A 19,108-nucleotide genomic window follows, 5' to 3' on the forward strand; every position below is an offset into this window, starting at 1 on the left:
TGGCTAGCGTCTGCGCGTCGCCTTCGAACGGTCCACCCATCAGGCCCGACGGCACAAAAACGGCAACCCGGCCCGACGCCGACGATTCAATCCGCACCCGCGACCCACACCATCGCCCATCGACGAACCTCGCATCCGAGGTCGGAGGCATCAGCCGCACCCGCGGCCCGCGCGCCATCTCCGCCGAGCGGCGCGCACAGGCGCGAAGCTAGCCGCGCAGCTTGCGCAGGCGTTCGTGCATCACGACCATCAACACAAGAATCACAAACATATACAGCGGATACAGCGAGATCGACACATACTGCGCGATCAGACCGAACAGCGGCGGAGCGGCGAGCGAACCGACATAGGCGCTGGCCATCTGCACGCCGACGATGGCCTGCGATTTGTCCTCACCGAAATACGCGGGCGTGGAGTGGATGACGCACGGGTAGATCGGAGCGCAGCCGAGACCGACCGTCACCAAGCCTGCGATCACACCGATATGGTTGGGCAGGGGCAACACCATCAGCACGATGCCGAGAGCCACCGTGGCCTGGCCGATACGGATCATCGCCGGATCGGAGAACCGCATGGTCATGAAACCGCTCAGCGCACGCCCCACGGTGATGCCGACATAGAACAGACTGGCCCAGCTGGCGGCCGTGGTCTTGTCGATGCCGACATGCATCACCATATAACTGCTGGCCCACAGTCCGGCAGTGGTCTCGACCGCGCAGTAGCAGAAGAACATGATCATGATCTCTTTGGCACCGCGGATGGCGAGCACCTCCCCGAGCCCCAAAGGCTTCGTCGAGGCGGATTCCGACGACCCCTTGGCATCGTTCTCATCAGCGGCGGCTCCCGCGTCACGCGTTTTCCACAACGGCAGGCTGAACACCAGAATCGCGGTGAGCACCACCTGCAGGATGGAGATGTAACGGTACCCCCACGGCCAACCTTGGCCGTTGAGCAGCGCGAAGCTCATGAAGTACGGGCCGATCGAGGCACCGAGCCCCCACATGCAGTGCAGCCAGCTCATATGTCGGCTGCTGTAGTGGATGGCGACGTAGTTGTTCAACGCCGCGTCGACGCCGCCGGCGCCAAGGCCGTACGGGATGGCGATGAGCAGCAGCACCCAATAGTTCGGAGCGACGGAGAAGCCGAACAGCGCGGCCGCGGTCATGCCCACCGATACGGCGGTGACCTTGCCCGCGCCGAATCTGAGCGTCATGCGGTCGCTCATCAACGCGGAGAGGATGGTGCCGGCGGAGATGATCATCGAGATGCCGCCCTGCCATGAGACGGGCACGCCGAGATCCTGACGCATGGTGGGCCAGGCCGCCCCCAGCAAGGAGTCCGGCAGCCCCAGACTGATGAACGCCACGTAGATTACCGCCAACAACAGGTTGACCACGACTCGCCCTCGCTTCTGCACGTATCGCACCAATGGATGATAACGATGTCATTCAAACATGTTTTCCAAAGCGACATGCAAGGCGAGCGCAAATTCGCAACGACGGATCCCTGCCCTCTCCTCCGCCGAAACGTATCGTGACCTTACGTAAAACGGTCATCCGCCTTACGTCTGAACGATCCCGGAGTCATGCCCCACGCGGATTTGAACCGGGCTTCGAACGCATCGGCGCTGCCGTATCCGCACGCGCGAGACACGGCGGACACGCTCATCGCCGTGAAGGCCAGCAGATCGCAGGCCTTGGCGATCCTCAAACGGTCGACGCACTCCTTCACCGTCATCCCCACCTCATGACGAAATTCCCGCGACAGATGGCTGCGGTCCACGCCGCAATACGCGGCCACTTCCGCCACGGAACACCGTCCGGCGTAGTTCGCCGCGATATACCGCATGGCCAGATCCACCGCCTCAGACCTCGACGCCGCCACCTCACGCCTGGCGAGGGCGTCGTTCACCTCCAGTTCGCCGGACAGCGCGACCACGAACTCATGCGCCAGCGCATGCAGCCTCAGCTCATCCACCACCCCGCCGCCGACATGCCGCAGACCTTTATCCGTCAGATCGAGCAATGGGCGGCAATCCCGCACATGGAACACGTCATGTCCGCTCCCCAGACCAAGGGCGGACAGGTAATACTCCGCATCGCCGTCGAACCCCCACAGCAGGCACCGTGAATCACCGTCGCCATACGGACGGCACACCACGGCGGCATCCGGGCGGATGACGAAACCGTCCCCAACCCCCAACCGGTAGCGCACTCCCCCGCAGAATAGTTCGAGCCTGCCCTCCACAACGACCACCACCGAACATCGCGAGCCGGCGACTCCGGGAAACCGCAGATCCGGAGCCTCCTGCGCAATGCCGCAACAGGCGAACCGCAGACCAGACGCGTGACGCGAGGGACGCATCAGGTTGAACGCCGAACGTTCCACCAATCCCCCTTTCGACAGGCGCGAATCGGCACTTGATTCTATAAACACGGCCCACTTACATTAAAGACTTTACATAAGTTCTTGACGTAAGTGTATCATGGAACACAGGCACACCAACCCAAAACAGCACGGGACGCGGCACACCGCGCACAAACCACGGAACGGGCCCCACACCGCCATGGCACCACGAAAGGAACGACAGTGGACCATCCGACGACCACCCAAGCCAGCGCGCAACGGCGGGCGCTCATCCTCGACTATCTATACAAGCACCGGCAGGGCTCCCGGCAGGACATCGCCGACGCGCTGCCCATCAGCCTGCCCACCATCACGCAGAACCTCAACGACTTGGAACGCGAGGGACTCGTCACACGCAACGGCTATTTCGAATCCACCGGAGGCCGACGCGCGCGCACCTATGAATTCTGCGCCGACGCGCGCGCAGCGATCGGCGTTTCCGTGCAAAGCGCGGACCTGACCATCGCGGCCTTCGACCTGTTCGGCACACGCATCATGAGCACGCGCGCCCCGCTGGATTACCATGACGACGACACGTACTACCGACGGGCGGCGGCGGCCATCACCGAATTCATCGACGCGCTGGGCCTGACGCGGGACGCCGTGCTCGGCGTCTCGTTCGCCGTTCAGGGACGGGTCTCCCCCGACGGCGAGCAGGTCACCTTCGGAGGCATCCTCGGCAACACCGGCATGACCGCGGACCGCTTCGCCAGCGTGCTGCCCTACCCCTGCCACCTCATCCACGACGCCGCCGCCGCGGCGGCCGCCGAGATCTGGCTCGCCCCCGACATGGACGACACGCTGTGCCTGTTCCTGAACGAACACGTCGGAAGCGCCATCATCGCATCGGGCCGGGTCGATCTGGGCAACCGGCTACGCAACGGAAACTGCGAACACATGACCTTGGTGCCCAACGGCGAACGCTGCTACTGCGGGCAGAAGGGATGCGTGGACGCCTACTGCTCCACCCGCGGGCTGACCGGAGGATACGACGAGACGGTAGACGAGTTCTTCGCGGCCGTGCGCGACGGCGAGCGCGCCCACGTCAAAGCCTTCGACCGCTATCTCGACGACGTGGCCCAGACCATACGCAATATGCGCACCCTGCTGGATTACGACGTAATCATCGGCGGCGACATCGCAGGCCGTTTCACAGCATCGGACGTGGAGGATCTGCGCCAGCGCGCGTTGACGTTGAGCCCGTTCGGGGACGACGACGTGCGCATCACCGTGCGGGCCAGCGACGACGACCGCAGCGCGCTCGGCGCGGCGCTGCATTACATCCGTCGGTTCGTCGAGGAGATCACCGGCCTGCGATAGGACGGGGCTTGCGCGATTCACGTTCAGCCATCGCCGGCGTGGCGGGAGGCGGCCGTTTCCACACACGGAACGGCCGCCTTCCGCTTTTCGGCTTTGTTCGCGGCGGCCCGCTCCGACGAACGGCACTTGCATCCGTCGGTTCATTCAAGATTGTCACATACCGCGGATAATCGCTCATAAACCACGGGTTAGTTCCATAGACATTCGTTTCCATTTGGTTTTACACTGAACTTACGTTAGGTACTTAATAAAAGTCCTACGGCAGTGAAACTCATCACCAACAAAGGAGTTACGATGCAAGGAACGATGCTCGGCGGATATCTGCCCGGAAACAGCACGGTGGAGCTCAAGGAGATCCCGATCCCCACGCCAGGCTATGGCCAGGTGCTGCTCAAGATGAAGGCCTCCACCATCTGCGGTTCCGATATCCGCGCCATCTACCGCGAGCATACCGGCAAGGGCCCGGAAGGATATCAGGGCGTCGTCGCCGGCCACGAGCCGTGCGGCCAGGTCGTCGAGGTCGGTCCCGGCGCCACCCACTTCAAGCCCGGCGACCGCACCATCGTCTACCACATCCACGGCTGCGGCTTCTGCCATGACTGCCGCATGGGCTACCAGATCTCCTGCTCCTCCCCCGAGCGCGCGGCCTACGGATGGCAGCGCGACGGCGGCATGGAGGAGTATGTCGTCGCCGACGAAAGCGACCTCATCGCCCTGCCCGACTCGCTGACCTACACCGACGGCGCGCAGGTGGCCTGCGGCTTCGGCACCGCCTACGAGGGCATCGAGAAGATCGGCGTCTCCGGCAACGACGCGGTGCTCGTCACCGGCCTCGGCCCGGTCGGACTGGCCACGCTGATGCTGTGCAAGGCCCTCGGCGCCAAGAAGCTCATCGGAGTGGAATCCAATCCCTACCGCATCGAACTGGCCAAGAAGCTCGGCCTGGCCGACGTGGTGCTCGAGCCCGGCGAGAACAATGTGCAGGAGGTGCTCGATCTGACCGGCGGACAGGGCGTCGAACGCGCCATCGACACCTCCGGCGCAGCCCCGGCCCGCGCCAACGCGGTGCGCGCCACCCGCGCCTGGGGCAAGATCGCCTTCGTCGGCGAAGGCGGCACCGTGAATCTCACGCCGAGCCCGGACATGCTGCACGGCCAGAAGACCATCTACGGCTCCTGGGTCACCAGCCTCGCCCGCATGGAGACCCTGGTCGAGAACCTCGTCGCCTGGGGCATCCACCCCGAGGACCTCGTCACCCACCGCTTCCCCATCCAGGAGGCCGACAAGGCTTACGAGCTCATGGCCTCCGGCGAGTGCGGCAAGGTCGCTGTCTGCTTCGACGAGGAACTCAAGTAAGCCGCGCCCACCCTTTGAGACCATCACCGCTTCCGCCCGACTCTCCTTGGTTTCCCGCATAAGTCGGGCGGGAGCCCCACCACACTTTCCTTGAGCGAACAACCCCGGGCGATGGGACGGTCGCCAACGCCGTTCCATCGCCTTTTCCATGCCTTGGGCCGAAACGCCCACCCCACCATCCGAACAACGAGGTTTCCATGATTCTGCATTCCATCCATGACGACGCATTCATCCCCTACGGCATGCCCCTGCCGTCAGGCTACGACTTCGAGCAGATGATCCGCGTATTGGAAGGCACCGACGCTCCTGAGGACGGCGTCGTCTACGTGCCCAGCGTGCCCGAACTCGAATCCCTGCCCGTGTTCTACGACCTGCGCGACCGCCTGTTCGGCGGATTGGAGATCCAAGCCGGCTATTGCAACGGCACCAACACCACCCTCAACTGCCTGGAACGCCACCGCGGCATCGAAGCGCTGGTGGCCGCCGACGACATCATCCTCATGCTCGCCAAAAAAGAGCAGGTGACCGAGGACAACACGCTCGACACCGACGACGTCGAGGCCTTCCTCGTCAAGAAGGGCGAGGCCGTGCTCTACTACGAGACGACCATGCATTACGCGCCGGCCCGCGCCGACGGCACCTTCCACACGGCGATCGTGCTGGTCAAAGGAACCAACACCGACCGCCCGCGTATCCGCGAGAACAACAATGAGGACGAGACCCTGTTCGCCCGCAACAAGTGGCTGCTCGCCCACCCGGATTCCCCCGAGGCGGCCAACGACGGCGCGTTCGTCGGCCTGACCGGCAAGAACCTCGACATCCTCACCGACCTCGACTGATTTTCGGCACCGCATCAACAAGTCTGAAAGGAAAACCACCCATGACCGCACGCCCGTCAGGCGCCGCGCCCGCCCAGGCCGCGACCTCCAACCCTTCCGCCGAAGACGAGGTCAACGTCCTCGTCGCCAAGGCGCAGACCGCGCTCAAAGCCTTTGAACAGCTCGACCAGAAGCAGGTCGACCATATCGTGGCCAAGGCCTCCGTAGCCGCGCTGAACAAGCATCTTGTGCTGGCGAAGATGGCCGTCGAGGAGACCGGCCGTGGTCTTGTGGAAGACAAGGCCACCAAGAACCTGTTCGCCTGCGAGCATGTGACCAACCATCTCGCCAAGCAGCGCACCGTCGGCGTCATCAACGACGACGACGTGGACGGCATCGTCGAGATCGCCGAGCCCGTGGGCGTGGTCGCGGGCGTGACCCCGGTCACCAACCCGACCTCCACCGCGATCTTCAAGTCGCTGATCGCCTTGAAGACCCGCTGTCCGATCGTGTTCGGCTTCCACCCCGGCGCGCAGCGTTCCTCGGCGGAGGCGGCCCGCATCGTGCGCGACGCGGCGGTCGAGGCCGGCGCTCCGGCCGACTGCATCCAGTGGATCGAGCATCCCTCCATCGAGGCGACCGGCGCGCTGATGAAGCACCCGGGTGTGGCGACCATTCTGGCCACCGGCGGCCCGGGCATGGTCAAGGCCGCGTACTCCTCCGGCAAGCCCGCCCTCGGCGTGGGCGCCGGCAACGCCCCGGCCTATATCGCGCCGGACGCCGACATCGTACGTACGGCCAACGATCTGGTGCTCTCCAAGCATTTCGACTATGGCATGATCTGCGCCACCGAACAGGCGGTCATCGCGCATAAGGACGTCTACGCGCCGCTGGTCAAGGAGCTCAAGCGACGCAAGGCCTACTTCGTGAACGCGGATGAGAAGGCCAAGCTCGAAAGGTTCGTCTTCGGTGTGGCCGCTTACGAAAGTCCCGATCAGAAGACCAAACTCAACGCCATCGTTCCCGGCAAATCCCCGCAGTGGATCGCCCGCCAGGCCGGCTTCGAGATTCCCGATGACGCCACGATTCTGGCCGCCGAATGCAAGGAGGTCGGCGAGTTGGAGCCGCTGACCATGGAGAAGCTCTCCCCCATTCAGGCGTTCCTTAAAGCCGACACCAAAGAACAAGCATTTGAGATGTGCGAGCGGATGCTTGTGCACGGTGCCGGCCACACCGCCGCCATCCACACCGACGACGAGGATCTGGTGCGCGAGTACGGCACCCGCATGCACGCCTGCCGCATCATCTGGAACCAGCCGAGCTCCCTGGGCGGCATCGGAGACATCTACAACTCCATCGCCCCGTCGCTCACCTTGGGCTGCGGCTCCTACGGCGGCAACAGCGTGTCCGGCAACGTGCAGGCCGTGAATCTCATCAACGTCAAGCGCATCACCCGGAGGAACAACAACATGCAGTGGTTCAAAATCCCGCCGAAGACCTACTTCGAACCGAACGCCATCAAGTATCTGCGCGACACCCCGGGCGTGAACCGTGTGGTGATCGTATGTGACAAAGTCATGGAGCAGCTCGGCATCGTCGACAAGGCCATCGAGCAGCTGCGGCTGCGCGCCAACCATGTCGAATACCGCATCATCGACTATGTGGAGCCGGAACCGAGCGTGGAGACCGTGCAACGCGGCGCCGCCATGATGCGCGACGAATTCCAGCCCGATACAATCATCGCCATCGGCGGCGGCTCGCCGATGGACGCCTCGAAGATCATGTGGCTGCTCTACGAGCACCCGGAGATCGAGTTCTCCGACATCCGGGAGAAGTATTTCGACATCCGCAAGCGCGCGTTCAAGCTGCCCGCGCTCGGTGCCAAAGCCCGTCTGATCTGCGTGCCGACCTCGTCGGGCACCGGCTCCGAAGTGACCCCGTTCGCCGTGATCACCGACCATAAGACCGGCTACAAATATCCGATTGCGGACTATGCGCTGACCCCGTCGGTCGCCATCGTCGATCCGGTGCTGGCCCGCACCCAGCCGCGCCGTCTCGCCTCCGATTCCGGATTCGACGCCCTGACCCATTCGATCGAGGCGTACGTCTCCGTGTACGCGAACGACTTCACCGACGGACTGGCCCTGCACGCCTCAAAGCTCATCTGGGACAATCTGCATGTGTCGGTGAACGCCGAGCCGGGCGCGCAGAAAACCCGTGCGCAGGAGAAGATGCACAACGCCGCCACCATGGCCGGCATGGCCTTCGGTTCCGCGATGCTGGGCATGTGCCACGGTATGGCGCACACGCTGGGCGCGCTGCTGCACATCGCCCACGGCCGCACGAATTCGATCCTGCTGCCGTATGTGGTGCGCTACAACGGGCAGATTCCCAAAGAGCCGACCAGCTGGCCGAAGTACGGCAAGTACGTGGCCGCCGAACGCTATCAGGACATCGCCAGAAACCTCGGTCTGAAGGCAGCCACTGCGGAACAGGGCGTGGAAAGCCTCGCCTCGGCGCTTGAGGACTACCGCGACAACAAGCTCGGCATGAACAAGAGTTTTAAGGATTGCGGCGTGGACGAGGATCTGTTCTGGAGCGTGCTCGACCAGGCCGGCATGCGCGCCTACGAGGACCAGTGCACTCCGGCGAACCCGCGCATCCCGCAAATCGAGGATATGAAGGACATCGCCGTGGCCGCCTACTATGGCGTCTCCCAGGCCGAGGGTCATGCGATCCGCGTCGAACGCGAGGGCGTGGAGGCCACCGAAGAGGCGTCCGAGCGCTGACGAATCCGCTCCCGCGCACATCATCATCCTGAGCGGGAACGATTTCTTCTCTTCGTCATGCTGAGCGAAGGCGCAGCCGAGGCGCAAGAATCTCTCAGACCGCTGAGATGCTTGCGCCTCCGTTGCACTTCGCTCAGCATGACGAACGGCCATTATCAACGTCATCCTGAGCGAAGGCCGTCAGGCCGGAGTCGAAGGATCCCAACAACTGAGATGCTTACGCCTCTGCTCGGCATGACGGCGGCATCCTCTCTCTCCCACCAATTCAGAAAGGCCGATTCAATGACGAATCGCAACCCCAATTCCGTCGCGACGAAGGCGGCGGTCCTCTCCATCTCCATGCTGTTGCTCGGTTCCCCCGCCATCAACGGCGCGCTGCCCTTCATGCAGGCCAGTCTGGGCGTCACGGCCTCGCAGAACGAGATGCTCTCCACGCTGCCGAATTTCGCCGTGGCGATCTTCATCGTCATCGCCACATGGTTGGCCGGGCGCATCGGTATGAAACGCACGGTGTTCATCGGACTGCTGATCGTCGGCGCGGCCGGCGTCGTACCGATGTTCACCGACGACTACCCGGTGGTGTTCGCCTCCCGTCTCGCCTTGGGCGCGGGTCTCGGCATGTTCAACGCGCTGGCCGTCGGCCTCATCAACGAACTGTACGACGGCGCGACCAAGTCGACGATGCTGGGACTGCGCAGCTCGGCGGAGAACGTGGGACAGATGGCGCTGACGTTCCTGGCCGGCGTGCTGCTCAATTTCGGATGGCATTGGTCCTTCGCCATCTACTTCCTCGCCTTTCCCGTGGCCGCGTTCTTCTGGATCCACGTGCCCGACGACCGCCCGGCGGCAGCCGTCTCGCTGTCGGCGGCATCAACGATTGAATCGGCCGAAGAGGTCGCGTCGTTGCACGCCCTTCCGCCCGATTCCGCGGTCGCCGACAAACGCGCCGAAAGGCTCAACCCCTTCGTTTGGGCGTTGGTGCTGTTCGCCATTATGCAGATGCTCAACAACCTCGCCGTTTCGGTGCGGTTTCCCGCCATCGCCACCGCGATTCAAGGCGAGGGATACAACTCCAGCTTCCTGCTGTCGCTGCTGCCGGTGCTGGGCATTGTGGGAGGATGCGTGTTCGGCGCGGCGAAGCGGCGTATCGGCAAGGCCGTGCTATACATCGGCTTGGCCGGTTACATCCTCATCGATATGCTGATCAGCCTATCCGACGGCAATTTCGCCATGGTGATGGCCGGCGTGCTGCTCACCGGATTCCCCACCACATGGTGCTTCCCCTACGTATTCGACGCGCTCGACCGCATCGTCGCCCCACGGCACCGCCAACTGGCGACATCATTGGTGTTCATCGGTTGCAATATCGGCCAGTTCCTCGCACCGATCTCCATGAGCGCTATCGCCGCGGCAACCGGCTCCGAAGCGCCGACCGCGCCCTTTCCCATTTACGGCGTCGTGTTCGCGGGCATTCTCGTCGGTGTCATCATCCACGACATGCGCCACCGCAACAATCCCGACGCCGGGCACACGCACCTCATCATGGATTAAGCCTTCATGGCACGGGCCGCCGCCCGGCTATTCCTCGCCCTCCACCCATTCGAGGATGTCGCCGGGCTGGCAGTCCAAGGCCGCGCAGATCTGGTCGAGGGTGGAGAAGCGGATCGCCTTGGCACGCCCGTTTTTCAGCACCGACACGTTCACCGGCGTGATGCCGATGCGTTCGGCCAGTTCGTTCACGCTCATCTTGCGTTTGGCGAGCATCACGTCGAGGTTCACACGGATCGTCATTCAGATCACCACCGCGAGCTCGTCGCGCTGGGCGATCGCCTGCGCGAGCAGCGAGCGCATGACCAGCATCAGCATGATGAAGGCGACGATCAGCAACAGCGCCACAACCAACGCCAGCGACAACGCGGGCATGCCCACCGCCGCGGGCACAAACGCGCTTTGGATCGAATCCCAGATCAATGGCGGTTCCAGCACCGTGGACAGCAGCAGCACGACGAACACCAGCACACCCTCCGCCCCGGCGCATCCAATGATGAGGTTGACGGGCCATATCGCCTTGCCTGAGAACACGTCACGCCGACGCACCAGCGTCAGCAGCCGCCACAAGCCGACCAGCGCGATCTCGAAACACGCCACGGCGAGGATTCCCAACACCGTGTACGGCCAGCGCATCGGCGCGGTTTCGGGATACATGGCAACCACCTCGCCGGACAACGGCACGATGACGCACTGCGCCGCAAGGCACAGCAGCTCGAACAGCACGACCAGGCCTTTCAGCACGGCGATGGCGACGGGATGCCGCTCATCTCGCGCGCCATCCGATGCCTCGCCTCCGCTCCATCGATGGATCCGTTCCATATCGCGTTCCTTTCCTGCCGCCTTTGAGATTCCCAAGAGACGTTCCGGTGCCGCACGACACGACACCATAGCCGATTTTCGATAATAACCTATCGAAAATCGATATGCAACTTCCGTGAAGAAATGACATTCGATTGCTATCTATCGTTTTTCGATAGCTTACGATGGCGGCAACCGAACGAAGGAGGGACAGCATGTCAGACAACCATCCATGCGACGCGACCAACGCAACCGGCGCAACCAACACAACCAATCCATCGAGCCAGGTCGCCACACCGAATCAAACCGCCGCACCGTACCCCGTCGAGACGCTATCCGACGCAAACCAACCACAACCGCCAACTGCGTCGGCCCCGTATGCGGACCATCCGAAGGCATCTTCCGCGACACCTCATACGGCTGCGGCGAAATCAAGGGAGGAAACCGCCCGCTCAATACCACCCAAACGACGTTATGCGTTGCTGGCGGCGGCTCTTGCCATTCCGCTGCTGTTCAATCGGCTGTTCGTCAGCGGCTCAATCAGCGACGAAACCGCTCTTTTTCAGTCATGGGGATGCTGGTGCGCGCTCATCGCGCTGATAGGCGCGGCGTTGTTCGCCGCACGCGCACGCCGCACGGCCTTGTGGTGGATCACCGGCACCGCAATCCTCGCCATGAGCATCTGGCTGATGACAGCCACCACACAAACCGCCTCATTCCACATCCCACTGGCGAATCTCTCATATGCGATCACAACCGCCCTGGTCATGCTGCCCGCGACATTGATGGTTTTTCTGCAACTCTCCTCGGGAAAATTCAACGTCCATCGCCCATCGGAACTCATCGTCGACTGGCTGCGCGGATGGACGCTCTCATGGTTCACGCATTGGCCGATATTGGCCCGCACATGTTCGGATGCGACCGCCTTCGTCACCGACGCGAAAGACGCAAACGGCAGAACGTCGCTACGGCGATTCTGGGGGCGCGTCGGAGTGGCGTTGCTGACCTGCGTGCCCATTCTGATCGTGGTCGTGCCGCTGTTGATGGAAGCGGACGAAGTGTTCTCCTATGTGCTTAGCCATATCGTGTCGAATATCGACCTGAGCGACCTGACCATGCATGCCATGGTGATACTGGTTCCGGCGCCGTTCCTGTTCTCGCTTCTTGCCAGCGTGGACACCCGCGACCATGAACCCACGTTGCCCAGTCTCGAAAAGGCGCGTCACAGCCGTCCATTCGACCCATTGATCAGCGGTGTCGTACTCGGTGTCGTACTGGCGTTCTATCTGCTGTTCTGCGCCATACAGTTCACGTTCCTGTTCGTGGGGCATGGTCTGCCGGATGGTTACACCTACGCCGAATATGCGCGCACGGGATTCTTCCAACTCATATTCGTCGCCTCGGCCAATCTCATCGGATTCGGTTTTATTCTGACTTACGCGCCACGACGTATACCACTGCTTGTCATGCAGATCGGTCTTATCGCAGCCACCGGTGTGATGCTCGTATCCGCAGCCATGCGACTTGCCTTGTATATCCAAGCTTATGGTCTGACCTGGCTGCGGTATCTGTCGATGACGTTCATCGTGGTGTTGGCCATCATGCTGGTGTTGGCTCTGGTGCGTCTCTTCGTCGAACGTCTGCCGCTGATCACCATCGGATTCGTGCTGGTGCTGGCATGGTGGCTGATCATCGGCTTCGCCAATCCGGACAACGTCATCGCCGCATGGAATATCAACTTCACACCACCAACGTCGATATGACCGATGCGCCCCTTCGCCATCCTAAAGCGAAGCATGGCGGAGCCGCAGGATCGCACAACCTCCATGCCATCGCACAGACTGCGGGATCCTTCGACTCCGGCCTACGGCCTACGCTCAGGATGACCGAAAACCGTCAGGTGTCGATTTTGGAACGGTCGAAGTCGTCGGCATTGTCGACGATGAATTGCTTGCGCGGTGGCACGTCATCGCCCATAAGCAGGTCGAAGACGGCCGAGGCGTTGGCGGCGTCCTCCATGCGGATGCGGCGCAGCATGCGCGTGCGCGGATCCATGGTGGTGTCGGCCAACTGGTCGGCGTCCATCTCACCCAGACCCTTGTAGCGCTGGATGTCGTCGTTATAGCCGATATGCTTGGCGTCGAGTTCCGCCAGTTTGACGGCCAGCTCGTCGTCGGAATACGTGTAGATGTATTCGCCCTTGCGCGAGCCGGTCAGCGCGATGCGGTGCAGCGGCGGCACGGCGGCGTACACGTAGCCGTGCTCGATCAGCGGCCGCATGTAGCGGTAGAACAGGGTGAGCAGCAGGATGCGGATATGCGCGCCGTCCACGTCGGCATCGGTCATCATGATGACCTTGTGGTAGCGCGACTGCGTGATGTCGAAGCTCTGACCCGAGCCGGCGCCCACCACCTGGATGATGGCCGCGCATTCCTTGTTGCCGAGCATCTGCGTGATCGATGCCTTCTGCACGTTGAGAATCTTGCCCCGGATCGGCAGCAGCGCCTGGAAACCGGCGTTGCGCGCGGCCTTGGCGGTGCCGAGCGCGGAATCGCCCTCGACGATGAACAGTTCGGCCACATCGTCGTTGCCCGGCTGGCAGTCGGAGAGTTTGGCCGGCATGGACGCGGATTCGAGCGCGTTCTTGCGGCGCGTGACCTCCTTGGCCTTGCGCGACTGGATGCGCGCGTGCATCTCGCCGACGATCTTCTCCAGCACGCGGCCCGACTGGTCCTTGAACCCGCGCTTGGAGCCGGTGATCATCTCGCCGAACTGCTTGTCGGTCAGACGGGTGACGATCGGCTTGACCTGAGCGGTGCCGAGCACGTCCTTGGTCTGGCCTTGGAACTGCGGTTCGGCCACACGCACGGTGACCACGGCCACCAGACCGGCCTGGATGTCGTCGCGCTCCACCTTCATGGCGGAGTCCTTGAGGTTCACCTTGAGCTTGCGCGCGTTGTCCTCGACGGTTTTGCGGATCTGCTTGGTGATCGCGTTCATGAAGCCGTCGACGTGCATGCCGCCGCCAGGAGTCTCCACGATGTTCACAAAACTCATGATCGTGGTGTCGTAGCCGTTGACCCAACGCAGGGCGATGTCGACGCCGCAGGTGCGTTCGATCTCCTCGGCGTGCAGTTCGCCGCCCGCACCCACGGCCTGCGTCTCCTCCTTGTAAGTGCCTTCGCCTTGGATGCGCCAGATGTCGGAGATGGCCTCGCCTTTGGAGAGGAAGTCGACGAAATCCTTCACGCCGCCGGTGTGGAGGAATTCCACGACGCGCTCATGGGCGGGCTGTCTGCCGAAGGCGCCGTCGACGACGGTGGGGGTTGCGGAGGCGTCGCTTTCGCTGATGGAAGGGTCGTCGTCAATGAGGGAGGGAGATTCCTCGACTTCGCTCGGAATGACAGGGGAAGCATCATCCGCAATGGTGTCGACGGCCTCATCTGAAATGACGGAGGAATTCTCGGGGACGTTTTCGTCGATGACGGTGATTTTCAGGCCGGGCACGAGGAAGCTGGTCTGGCGCACGCGGTCGACCAGCTGCTCGTAGGAGAATTCAGCCGTCTTGTTGAAGATCTCCGGGTCGTACCAGTAGCGGATGCGCGTGCCCGTGGTTTTGGGCGGCACCTTGCCGATGACCTCAAGCTCGGTGGGCTTGTTCTTGCGGGTGCGCTTGAACGGCGAGTCGGGCGAGGGATGTGCCGGATCGACGTCCTCATACACGCCCGGATGCCCCTGGTGGAACGACATGTGGTGGGTTTTGCCGTCGCGGTCCACCTCGACCTCGAGTCGGGAGCTCAACGCGTTGACCACCGACGAGCCGACGCCATGCAGACCGCCGACCGCGTTATACGACGAATTGCCGAACTTCGCGCCCGCATGCAGTTTGGTGAGCACGACCTCCACGCCGGACAGGCCGGTTTTCGGCTCCTTGTCGACCGGGATGCCACGGCCGTTGTCGGCCACCTCCACAGAACCGTCCGTATGCAGGGTCACGACGATGTCGGTGCAGAATCCGGCCAGCGCCTCATCCACGGAATTGTCGATGATCTCCCACAGGCAGTGCATAAGACCCTGCGAGTCGGTGGTGCCGATGTACATGCCGGGGCGTTTGCGCACCGCGTCCAGCCCTTCGAGGACGGACAGATCTTTGGCGCCGTATTCTTCAGTTGCCATAACTCTCTATCTTGTGGGGGTCGATGCGAGGTATCTCGACTGCTGACATGGTGGAACCGGCCGGTGGTGTGGGCCGGGCTGGGTTCGCTTGGTTGGAGGTGATTTCCGTGGGTGCCGGTTTGTTATATGGATGGCTCCGTTGGGGCAGTACTGCGTTGGGTTATAAGGATGGCTCCGCCGGCGGAAAGCCCACTGGGCTTTCCTTGTTTCCGGCTCGCGTGAAAGCCGCTTGTGTTTTCCGAAGGAAAACGGCGGCTTTCATCATTGATCAAGGAAGTCACGCAGGGTCTGCGAACGGGAGGGGTGGCGCAGCTTGGACATGGTCTTCGACTCGATCTGGCGGATGCGTTCGCGGGTCACGCCGTACACGCGGCCGATGTCGTCGAGCGTCTTGGGCTGGCCGTCCTCAAGGCCGTAGCGCATTTTGATCACGCCGGCCTCGCGGGGAGACAGGGTCTCAAGCACCTGCTTGAACTGCTCCTGCAGCAGCGAGAACGCGACCGCGTCGGACGGGGCGATGGCGTCGGTGTCCTCGATGAGGTCGCCGAATTCGGAATCGCCGTCCTCGCCCAGCGGGGTGTGCAGCGAAATCGGCTCACGGCCGTACTTCTGCACCTCCTGCACCTTCTCGACGGGCATGTCGAGCTCGCGGGCCAGCTCGTCGGGCGTGGGTTCGCGGCCGAGGTCCTGCAGCATCTGACGCTGCACGCGGCTGAGCTTGTTGATCACTTCGACCATATGCACGGGCACGCGGATGGTGCGCGCCTGGTCGGCCATGGCGCGGGTGATGGCCTGGCGGATCCACCAGGTGGCGTAGGTGGAGAACTTGAAGCCCTTCTTCCAGTCGAACTTCTCGACGGCGCGGATCAGACCGAGGTTGCCTTCCTGGATGAGATCGAGGAAGAGCATGCCGCGACCGGTGTAGCGCTTGGCCAGTGACACCACGAGTCGCAGGTTGGCCTCCAAGAGGTGGTCCTTGGCCTTCTTGCCGTCGGACGCCGCCCACTTGAGTTCGCGCTTGCGCTTGAAATCCATGGTGTCGCCTTCGGTGTCGAGCAGATGCTGCGCGTACAGACCGGCCTCGATGCGTTCGGAAAGATCGACCTCCTGTTCGGCGTTCAACAGGCTCACGCGGCCGATCTGCTTCAGGTAGTCCTTGACGGGGTCGGCGGTGGCGCCCGCGGCGATCACACGACGCTTCGGATTGCCGGCACGGACGGGCGCATCCTCCTCGTCGTCCGCGTCGGACAGCACGAACGCGCCCTTCTCCTTCGGACGTTCGGGGACCTTGGCCTTCTCGGCCTCGTCCTCGTCGTCCGGCACGTCCTCGTCGATATCCTCGGCGTCCAGATCATCGTCCACTTCGACGTCGTCGTCGGCGGCGACATCGAGGTCGTCGGCGTCCAAATCCTCGACGTCCAGATCGACGTCGTCCACCTGATCGGCGTCCAGATCGTCGACGTCGTCGAGCTGATCGGCCTCATCGATCGCTTCGACGTCGTTGTTCGCGGGCTTCTTGGCGGTTTTGGCCGTGGTCTTCTTGCTTCCGGCGGTCTTTTTAGAGGCGGAGGTCTTGCGCGCGGCCGGCTTCTTGGCGGCGGAGGTCAGCTCCTCATCCATACCAGCCGTGTTCTTGGTTGCCGTCGTTTCCTTCGTGGCCAAAACTTTCCTCCTGCGTGTTCCTGCCATCGGCACATACCATAAAGGCGCACTTCTGGCAAGGGCAAATCGTCAACTATGTGAGTTAACCACCCCGCAAGGACGATTATTCCCACCGCGCGCAATTCCTTTCCTCTCCCCAGCCCCGTCGCGTGGACGGCGACGGCCGCGCACCGCGGTCAACAGGCGCACCACGCCGGTGTGATGCCCCTGTTGATCGCGGAGAAGACGATCGCCGCCAGCGAACATTCCTCGTCGACGGCCAGACAGTGCGTCGCGAACAGGATGGCGTGCTCGTCTCCCATCCACCACAATGCGTAGGCGACCATCGCCAGCGGCTGCACGGCGAGTTCGGGCGGCACCGCACAGGCGATGTCGAGCAGCATGATCACGCCCGTCTGGCAGCGTTCCATATCGGGAACGAGTCCCTCGTCCTCGAACGCGGCGGACAGCAGTTCACACATGCGCCGCTTCGAGCGGGCCAGCTGCGGTCGGGACGCGAACTCCATAAGCTGCGTCTTGGGGCAGGATTCCTCGTCGGCGATCATCGAGAGGATCAGCGCGTCGCGAATCGACAGCGTCTCGTGCGCGCCCACGGCGATCGCGGCCATATCGTCGACGCTTAATTCGACCGCGCCGTCATCGAGGTTGGCGAGCCAGTCGTCCAAAGGCCTGTCCAGCCATGCGACCGTCGCTTTGCGGTGGCCGTCCCTGCGGCGCTGCGCGCGAAACAGCCGCGTCATCTCCTCAAGCACATCCTCGTCGAGGCGCCCCTCGCGGCGTTCGACGTCCTCGCGGATGCGGGCGTGGAAACGAGTGTCGTTCACCCGTGCGCTGGTGGTTGTGGCGTTCATCATGTCCTCCTTGACATCGTGGTGCGAACGGTATGTGTGATAGCGGCAAGTCGCAGCCGGATCCGCCGCATGTCTCCACCATGGGCGAACGCGCACAAGCGGCGCAAGCCGGAACGGGTGATGTGGGGATAGCCCCGTGAAAACGCCTTCGATGTGCATAACTTCCCCGCGCGTCCACAGTATTCGACATGGCCTGTCGATAAGTTAGAGGTCATGAGCCTTACCGAAACGGACCGTATGAGCATCGAGCCCCGCATCGCCGAACTGGTGCGCGAACGCGCCGGCATCCCATCCCCATGCGGAGAGGACGACGTGTTGGCGGAGGATTGCGCGCGGGTGATGGATGAGGTGGTCGCCCAGGCCGTATCCTCCAGCGAGGGCGGCAAACGCCTGCGCGCCCTGCTGACGCTCGCCGCCTTCGACGCGTTGGATGGGGACGCGGGGCTGCGCGACGCCATGGTCGATCTGGCGTGCGGCATCGAAGTGTTTCAGACCGCAGCGCTGGTGCATGACGACATCATCGACGATTCCGATCTGCGCCGCGGCAAGCCGTCCGCGCATCGGGCGCTTGAGCGGGCGGTGGGCAGCCGCAGCATCGGCAATGGGCTGGGACTGATGCTGGGCGATATCCTCGCCACGGCGAGCGTGGATATCGTGCATCAGGCCGTACGGGGGCTGCCCGCCGGAGACGATCTGGTCGCCGCTTTCCTCGACATGCATCGCGAGGTGGAAATCGGGCAGGTGCTGGATCTGGCCGTGGAGACCTCGCCGTTGGATGATCCGGAAAAGCTCGCCCAGGCCTCGCTGAACGTGTTCCGTTGGAAAACCGCCAGCTACACCACCATCGCGCCATTGCGCTTCGCCATGCTCGCCGTCGGCATGCCGGCCGAACAGGCGCGCGGGCGGGCGATGGCGATCGGACTGCCGCTGGGTCTGGCCTTCCAGCTTGCGGACGATCTGCTCGACGTCGTCGGCTCCAGCGCAACCACCGGAAAACCGGTCGGAGGGGACATCCGCGAGGGCAAGCGCACGGTGCTGCTGGCGGACGCGCTGGCCGCTGCGGACGATGCGCGACGCGACGAACTGCTCGCCATATTCACCTGCCCTCAACGCGATCGGACGCAGGTGGACCGAGCCATCGCCCTATTCGACGAGACCGGTGCGATCAAGAGGTCGCGCGAGCGCATCGCCGCGTTGTGGGACCAGTCGCGTCGGGCCATCGACCGACTCGGACTGCGCGACGAGGCGGCGGCCCGATTGCTCGCCGCATGCCGCGATTTCATCCCAGAATCGTTACGATGAACGCCTTCGCGCTTCGCCGGCGCCATGTACACTGAAGTAAGCGCGGCGGGTCGCGCAATCGCGGCCCTCCCATGGGAAC

General features: G+C 63.2%; 14 protein-coding genes. 7 read left to right on the plus strand and 7 right to left on the minus strand.

Annotation, left to right across the window (positions count from 1 at the left end):
* Positions 1–208: 208 nt before the first annotated feature.
* Complete coding sequence (locus tag BL8807_RS11350) at positions 209–1,396, minus strand: MFS transporter (protein WP_072725474.1); 1,188 nt, start codon at positions 1,394–1,396, stop codon at positions 209–211.
* A 143-nt stretch (positions 1,397–1,539) separates the two neighbouring features.
* Positions 1,540–2,388: a helix-turn-helix domain-containing protein gene (locus tag BL8807_RS11355; protein WP_072725475.1), complete on the minus strand. Its 849-nt coding sequence runs from the start codon at positions 2,386–2,388 to the stop codon at positions 1,540–1,542.
* 201 nt (positions 2,389–2,589) lie between these two features.
* Here BL8807_RS11355 and BL8807_RS11360 point away from each other — a divergent pair, with 201 nt between their 5' ends.
* The 5 genes from BL8807_RS11360 (at position 2,590) to BL8807_RS11380 (ending at position 10,240) form a co-directional block, all read left to right on the plus strand.
* On the plus strand, positions 2,590–3,726 hold the full coding sequence (locus BL8807_RS11360; protein ID WP_072725477.1) for an ROK family transcriptional regulator: 1,137 nt from the start codon (positions 2,590–2,592) through the stop codon (positions 3,724–3,726).
* A 294-nt stretch (positions 3,727–4,020) separates the two neighbouring features.
* A complete protein-coding gene (locus BL8807_RS11365; RefSeq protein ID WP_072725478.1) occupies positions 4,021–5,082 on the plus strand; it encodes a zinc-dependent alcohol dehydrogenase family protein in 1,062 nt (353 codons plus the stop codon).
* Positions 5,083–5,279: 197 nt separating this feature from the next.
* Positions 5,280–5,921 (plus strand): DUF4867 family protein, encoded by a 642-nt coding sequence (locus BL8807_RS11370; RefSeq protein ID WP_072725480.1) that lies wholly within the window; start codon positions 5,280–5,282, stop codon positions 5,919–5,921.
* Between the two features lie 41 nt (positions 5,922–5,962).
* Positions 5,963–8,689 carry a bifunctional acetaldehyde-CoA/alcohol dehydrogenase gene (gene adhE / locus BL8807_RS11375; RefSeq protein ID WP_072725482.1) on the plus strand — a complete coding sequence of 909 codons (2,727 nt, stop codon included), beginning with the start codon at positions 5,963–5,965 and terminating at the stop codon, positions 8,687–8,689.
* A 282-nt stretch (positions 8,690–8,971) separates the two neighbouring features.
* On the plus strand, positions 8,972–10,240 hold the full coding sequence (locus BL8807_RS11380; RefSeq protein WP_072725484.1) for an MFS transporter: 1,269 nt from the start codon (positions 8,972–8,974) through the stop codon (positions 10,238–10,240).
* 27 nt (positions 10,241–10,267) lie between these two features.
* Here the strand turns inward: BL8807_RS11380 and BL8807_RS11385 are convergent, their stop codons facing one another.
* Together BL8807_RS11385 and BL8807_RS11390 are read right to left on the minus strand one after the other, a co-directional pair.
* Positions 10,268–10,480, minus strand: a complete 213-nt coding sequence (locus BL8807_RS11385) for a helix-turn-helix domain-containing protein (protein ID WP_072725486.1) — start codon at positions 10,478–10,480, stop codon at positions 10,268–10,270.
* Positions 10,481–11,059: a DUF2975 domain-containing protein gene (locus BL8807_RS11390; RefSeq protein WP_083570191.1), complete on the minus strand. Its 579-nt coding sequence runs from the start codon at positions 11,057–11,059 to the stop codon at positions 10,481–10,483.
* A 458-nt stretch (positions 11,060–11,517) separates the two neighbouring features.
* Between BL8807_RS11390 and BL8807_RS11395 the strand changes: the two genes are divergently transcribed.
* Entirely contained in the window at positions 11,518–12,801 is a 1,284-nt protein-coding gene (locus BL8807_RS11395; RefSeq protein WP_072725488.1) for a DUF4153 domain-containing protein, read from the plus strand.
* A 133-nt stretch (positions 12,802–12,934) separates the two neighbouring features.
* Here BL8807_RS11395 and BL8807_RS11400 read toward each other — a convergent pair whose 3' ends face one another.
* From BL8807_RS11400 to BL8807_RS11410, 3 genes are all read right to left on the minus strand, one after another.
* Positions 12,935–15,214, minus strand: a complete 2,280-nt coding sequence (locus BL8807_RS11400) for a DNA gyrase/topoisomerase IV subunit B (RefSeq protein ID WP_072725489.1) — start codon at positions 15,212–15,214, stop codon at positions 12,935–12,937.
* A gap of 261 nt (positions 15,215–15,475) precedes the next feature.
* Positions 15,476–16,876, minus strand: coding sequence for an RNA polymerase sigma factor (locus BL8807_RS11405; protein ID WP_072725491.1), 1,401 nt, complete (start codon positions 16,874–16,876; stop codon positions 15,476–15,478).
* A gap of 176 nt (positions 16,877–17,052) precedes the next feature.
* Positions 17,053–17,730 carry a DUF4192 domain-containing protein gene (locus BL8807_RS11410; protein WP_072725492.1) on the minus strand — a complete coding sequence of 226 codons (678 nt, stop codon included), beginning with the start codon at positions 17,728–17,730 and terminating at the stop codon, positions 17,053–17,055.
* A gap of 210 nt (positions 17,731–17,940) precedes the next feature.
* Between BL8807_RS11410 and BL8807_RS11415 the strand changes: the two genes are divergently transcribed.
* On the plus strand, positions 17,941–19,029 hold the full coding sequence (locus BL8807_RS11415) for a polyprenyl synthetase family protein (RefSeq protein WP_072725494.1): 1,089 nt from the start codon (positions 17,941–17,943) through the stop codon (positions 19,027–19,029).
* Positions 19,030–19,108 lie beyond the last annotated feature (79 nt).

The sequence above is a fragment of the Bifidobacterium lemurum genome (assembly GCF_014898175.1).
GTDB lineage: Bacteria > Actinomycetota > Actinomycetes > Actinomycetales > Bifidobacteriaceae > Bifidobacterium > Bifidobacterium lemurum.

What these genes read in the sequence shown, in the direction of transcription:
- BL8807_RS11365 (WP_072725478.1), top strand. Translation starts at nt 4,021, where the DNA reads ATGCAAGGAACGATGCTCGGCGGATATCTGCCCGGAAACAGCACGGTG.
- BL8807_RS11370 (WP_072725480.1), top strand. Translation starts at nt 5,280, where the DNA reads ATGATTCTGCATTCCATCCATGACGACGCATTCATCCCCTACGGCATG.
- adhE (WP_072725482.1), top strand. Translation starts at nt 5,963, where the DNA reads ATGACCGCACGCCCGTCAGGCGCCGCGCCCGCCCAGGCCGCGACCTCC.
- BL8807_RS11380 (WP_072725484.1), top strand. Translation starts at nt 8,972, where the DNA reads ATGACGAATCGCAACCCCAATTCCGTCGCGACGAAGGCGGCGGTCCTC.
- BL8807_RS11385 (WP_072725486.1), bottom strand. Translation starts at nt 10,480, where the DNA reads ATGACGATCCGTGTGAACCTCGACGTGATGCTCGCCAAACGCAAGATG.
- BL8807_RS11390 (WP_083570191.1), bottom strand. Translation starts at nt 11,059, where the DNA reads ATGGAACGGATCCATCGATGGAGCGGAGGCGAGGCATCGGATGGCGCG.
- BL8807_RS11400 (WP_072725489.1), bottom strand. Translation starts at nt 15,214, where the DNA reads ATGGCAACTGAAGAATACGGCGCCAAAGATCTGTCCGTCCTCGAAGGG.
- BL8807_RS11410 (WP_072725492.1), bottom strand. Translation starts at nt 17,730, where the DNA reads ATGATGAACGCCACAACCACCAGCGCACGGGTGAACGACACTCGTTTC.
- BL8807_RS11415 (WP_072725494.1), top strand. Translation starts at nt 17,941, where the DNA reads ATGAGCCTTACCGAAACGGACCGTATGAGCATCGAGCCCCGCATCGCC.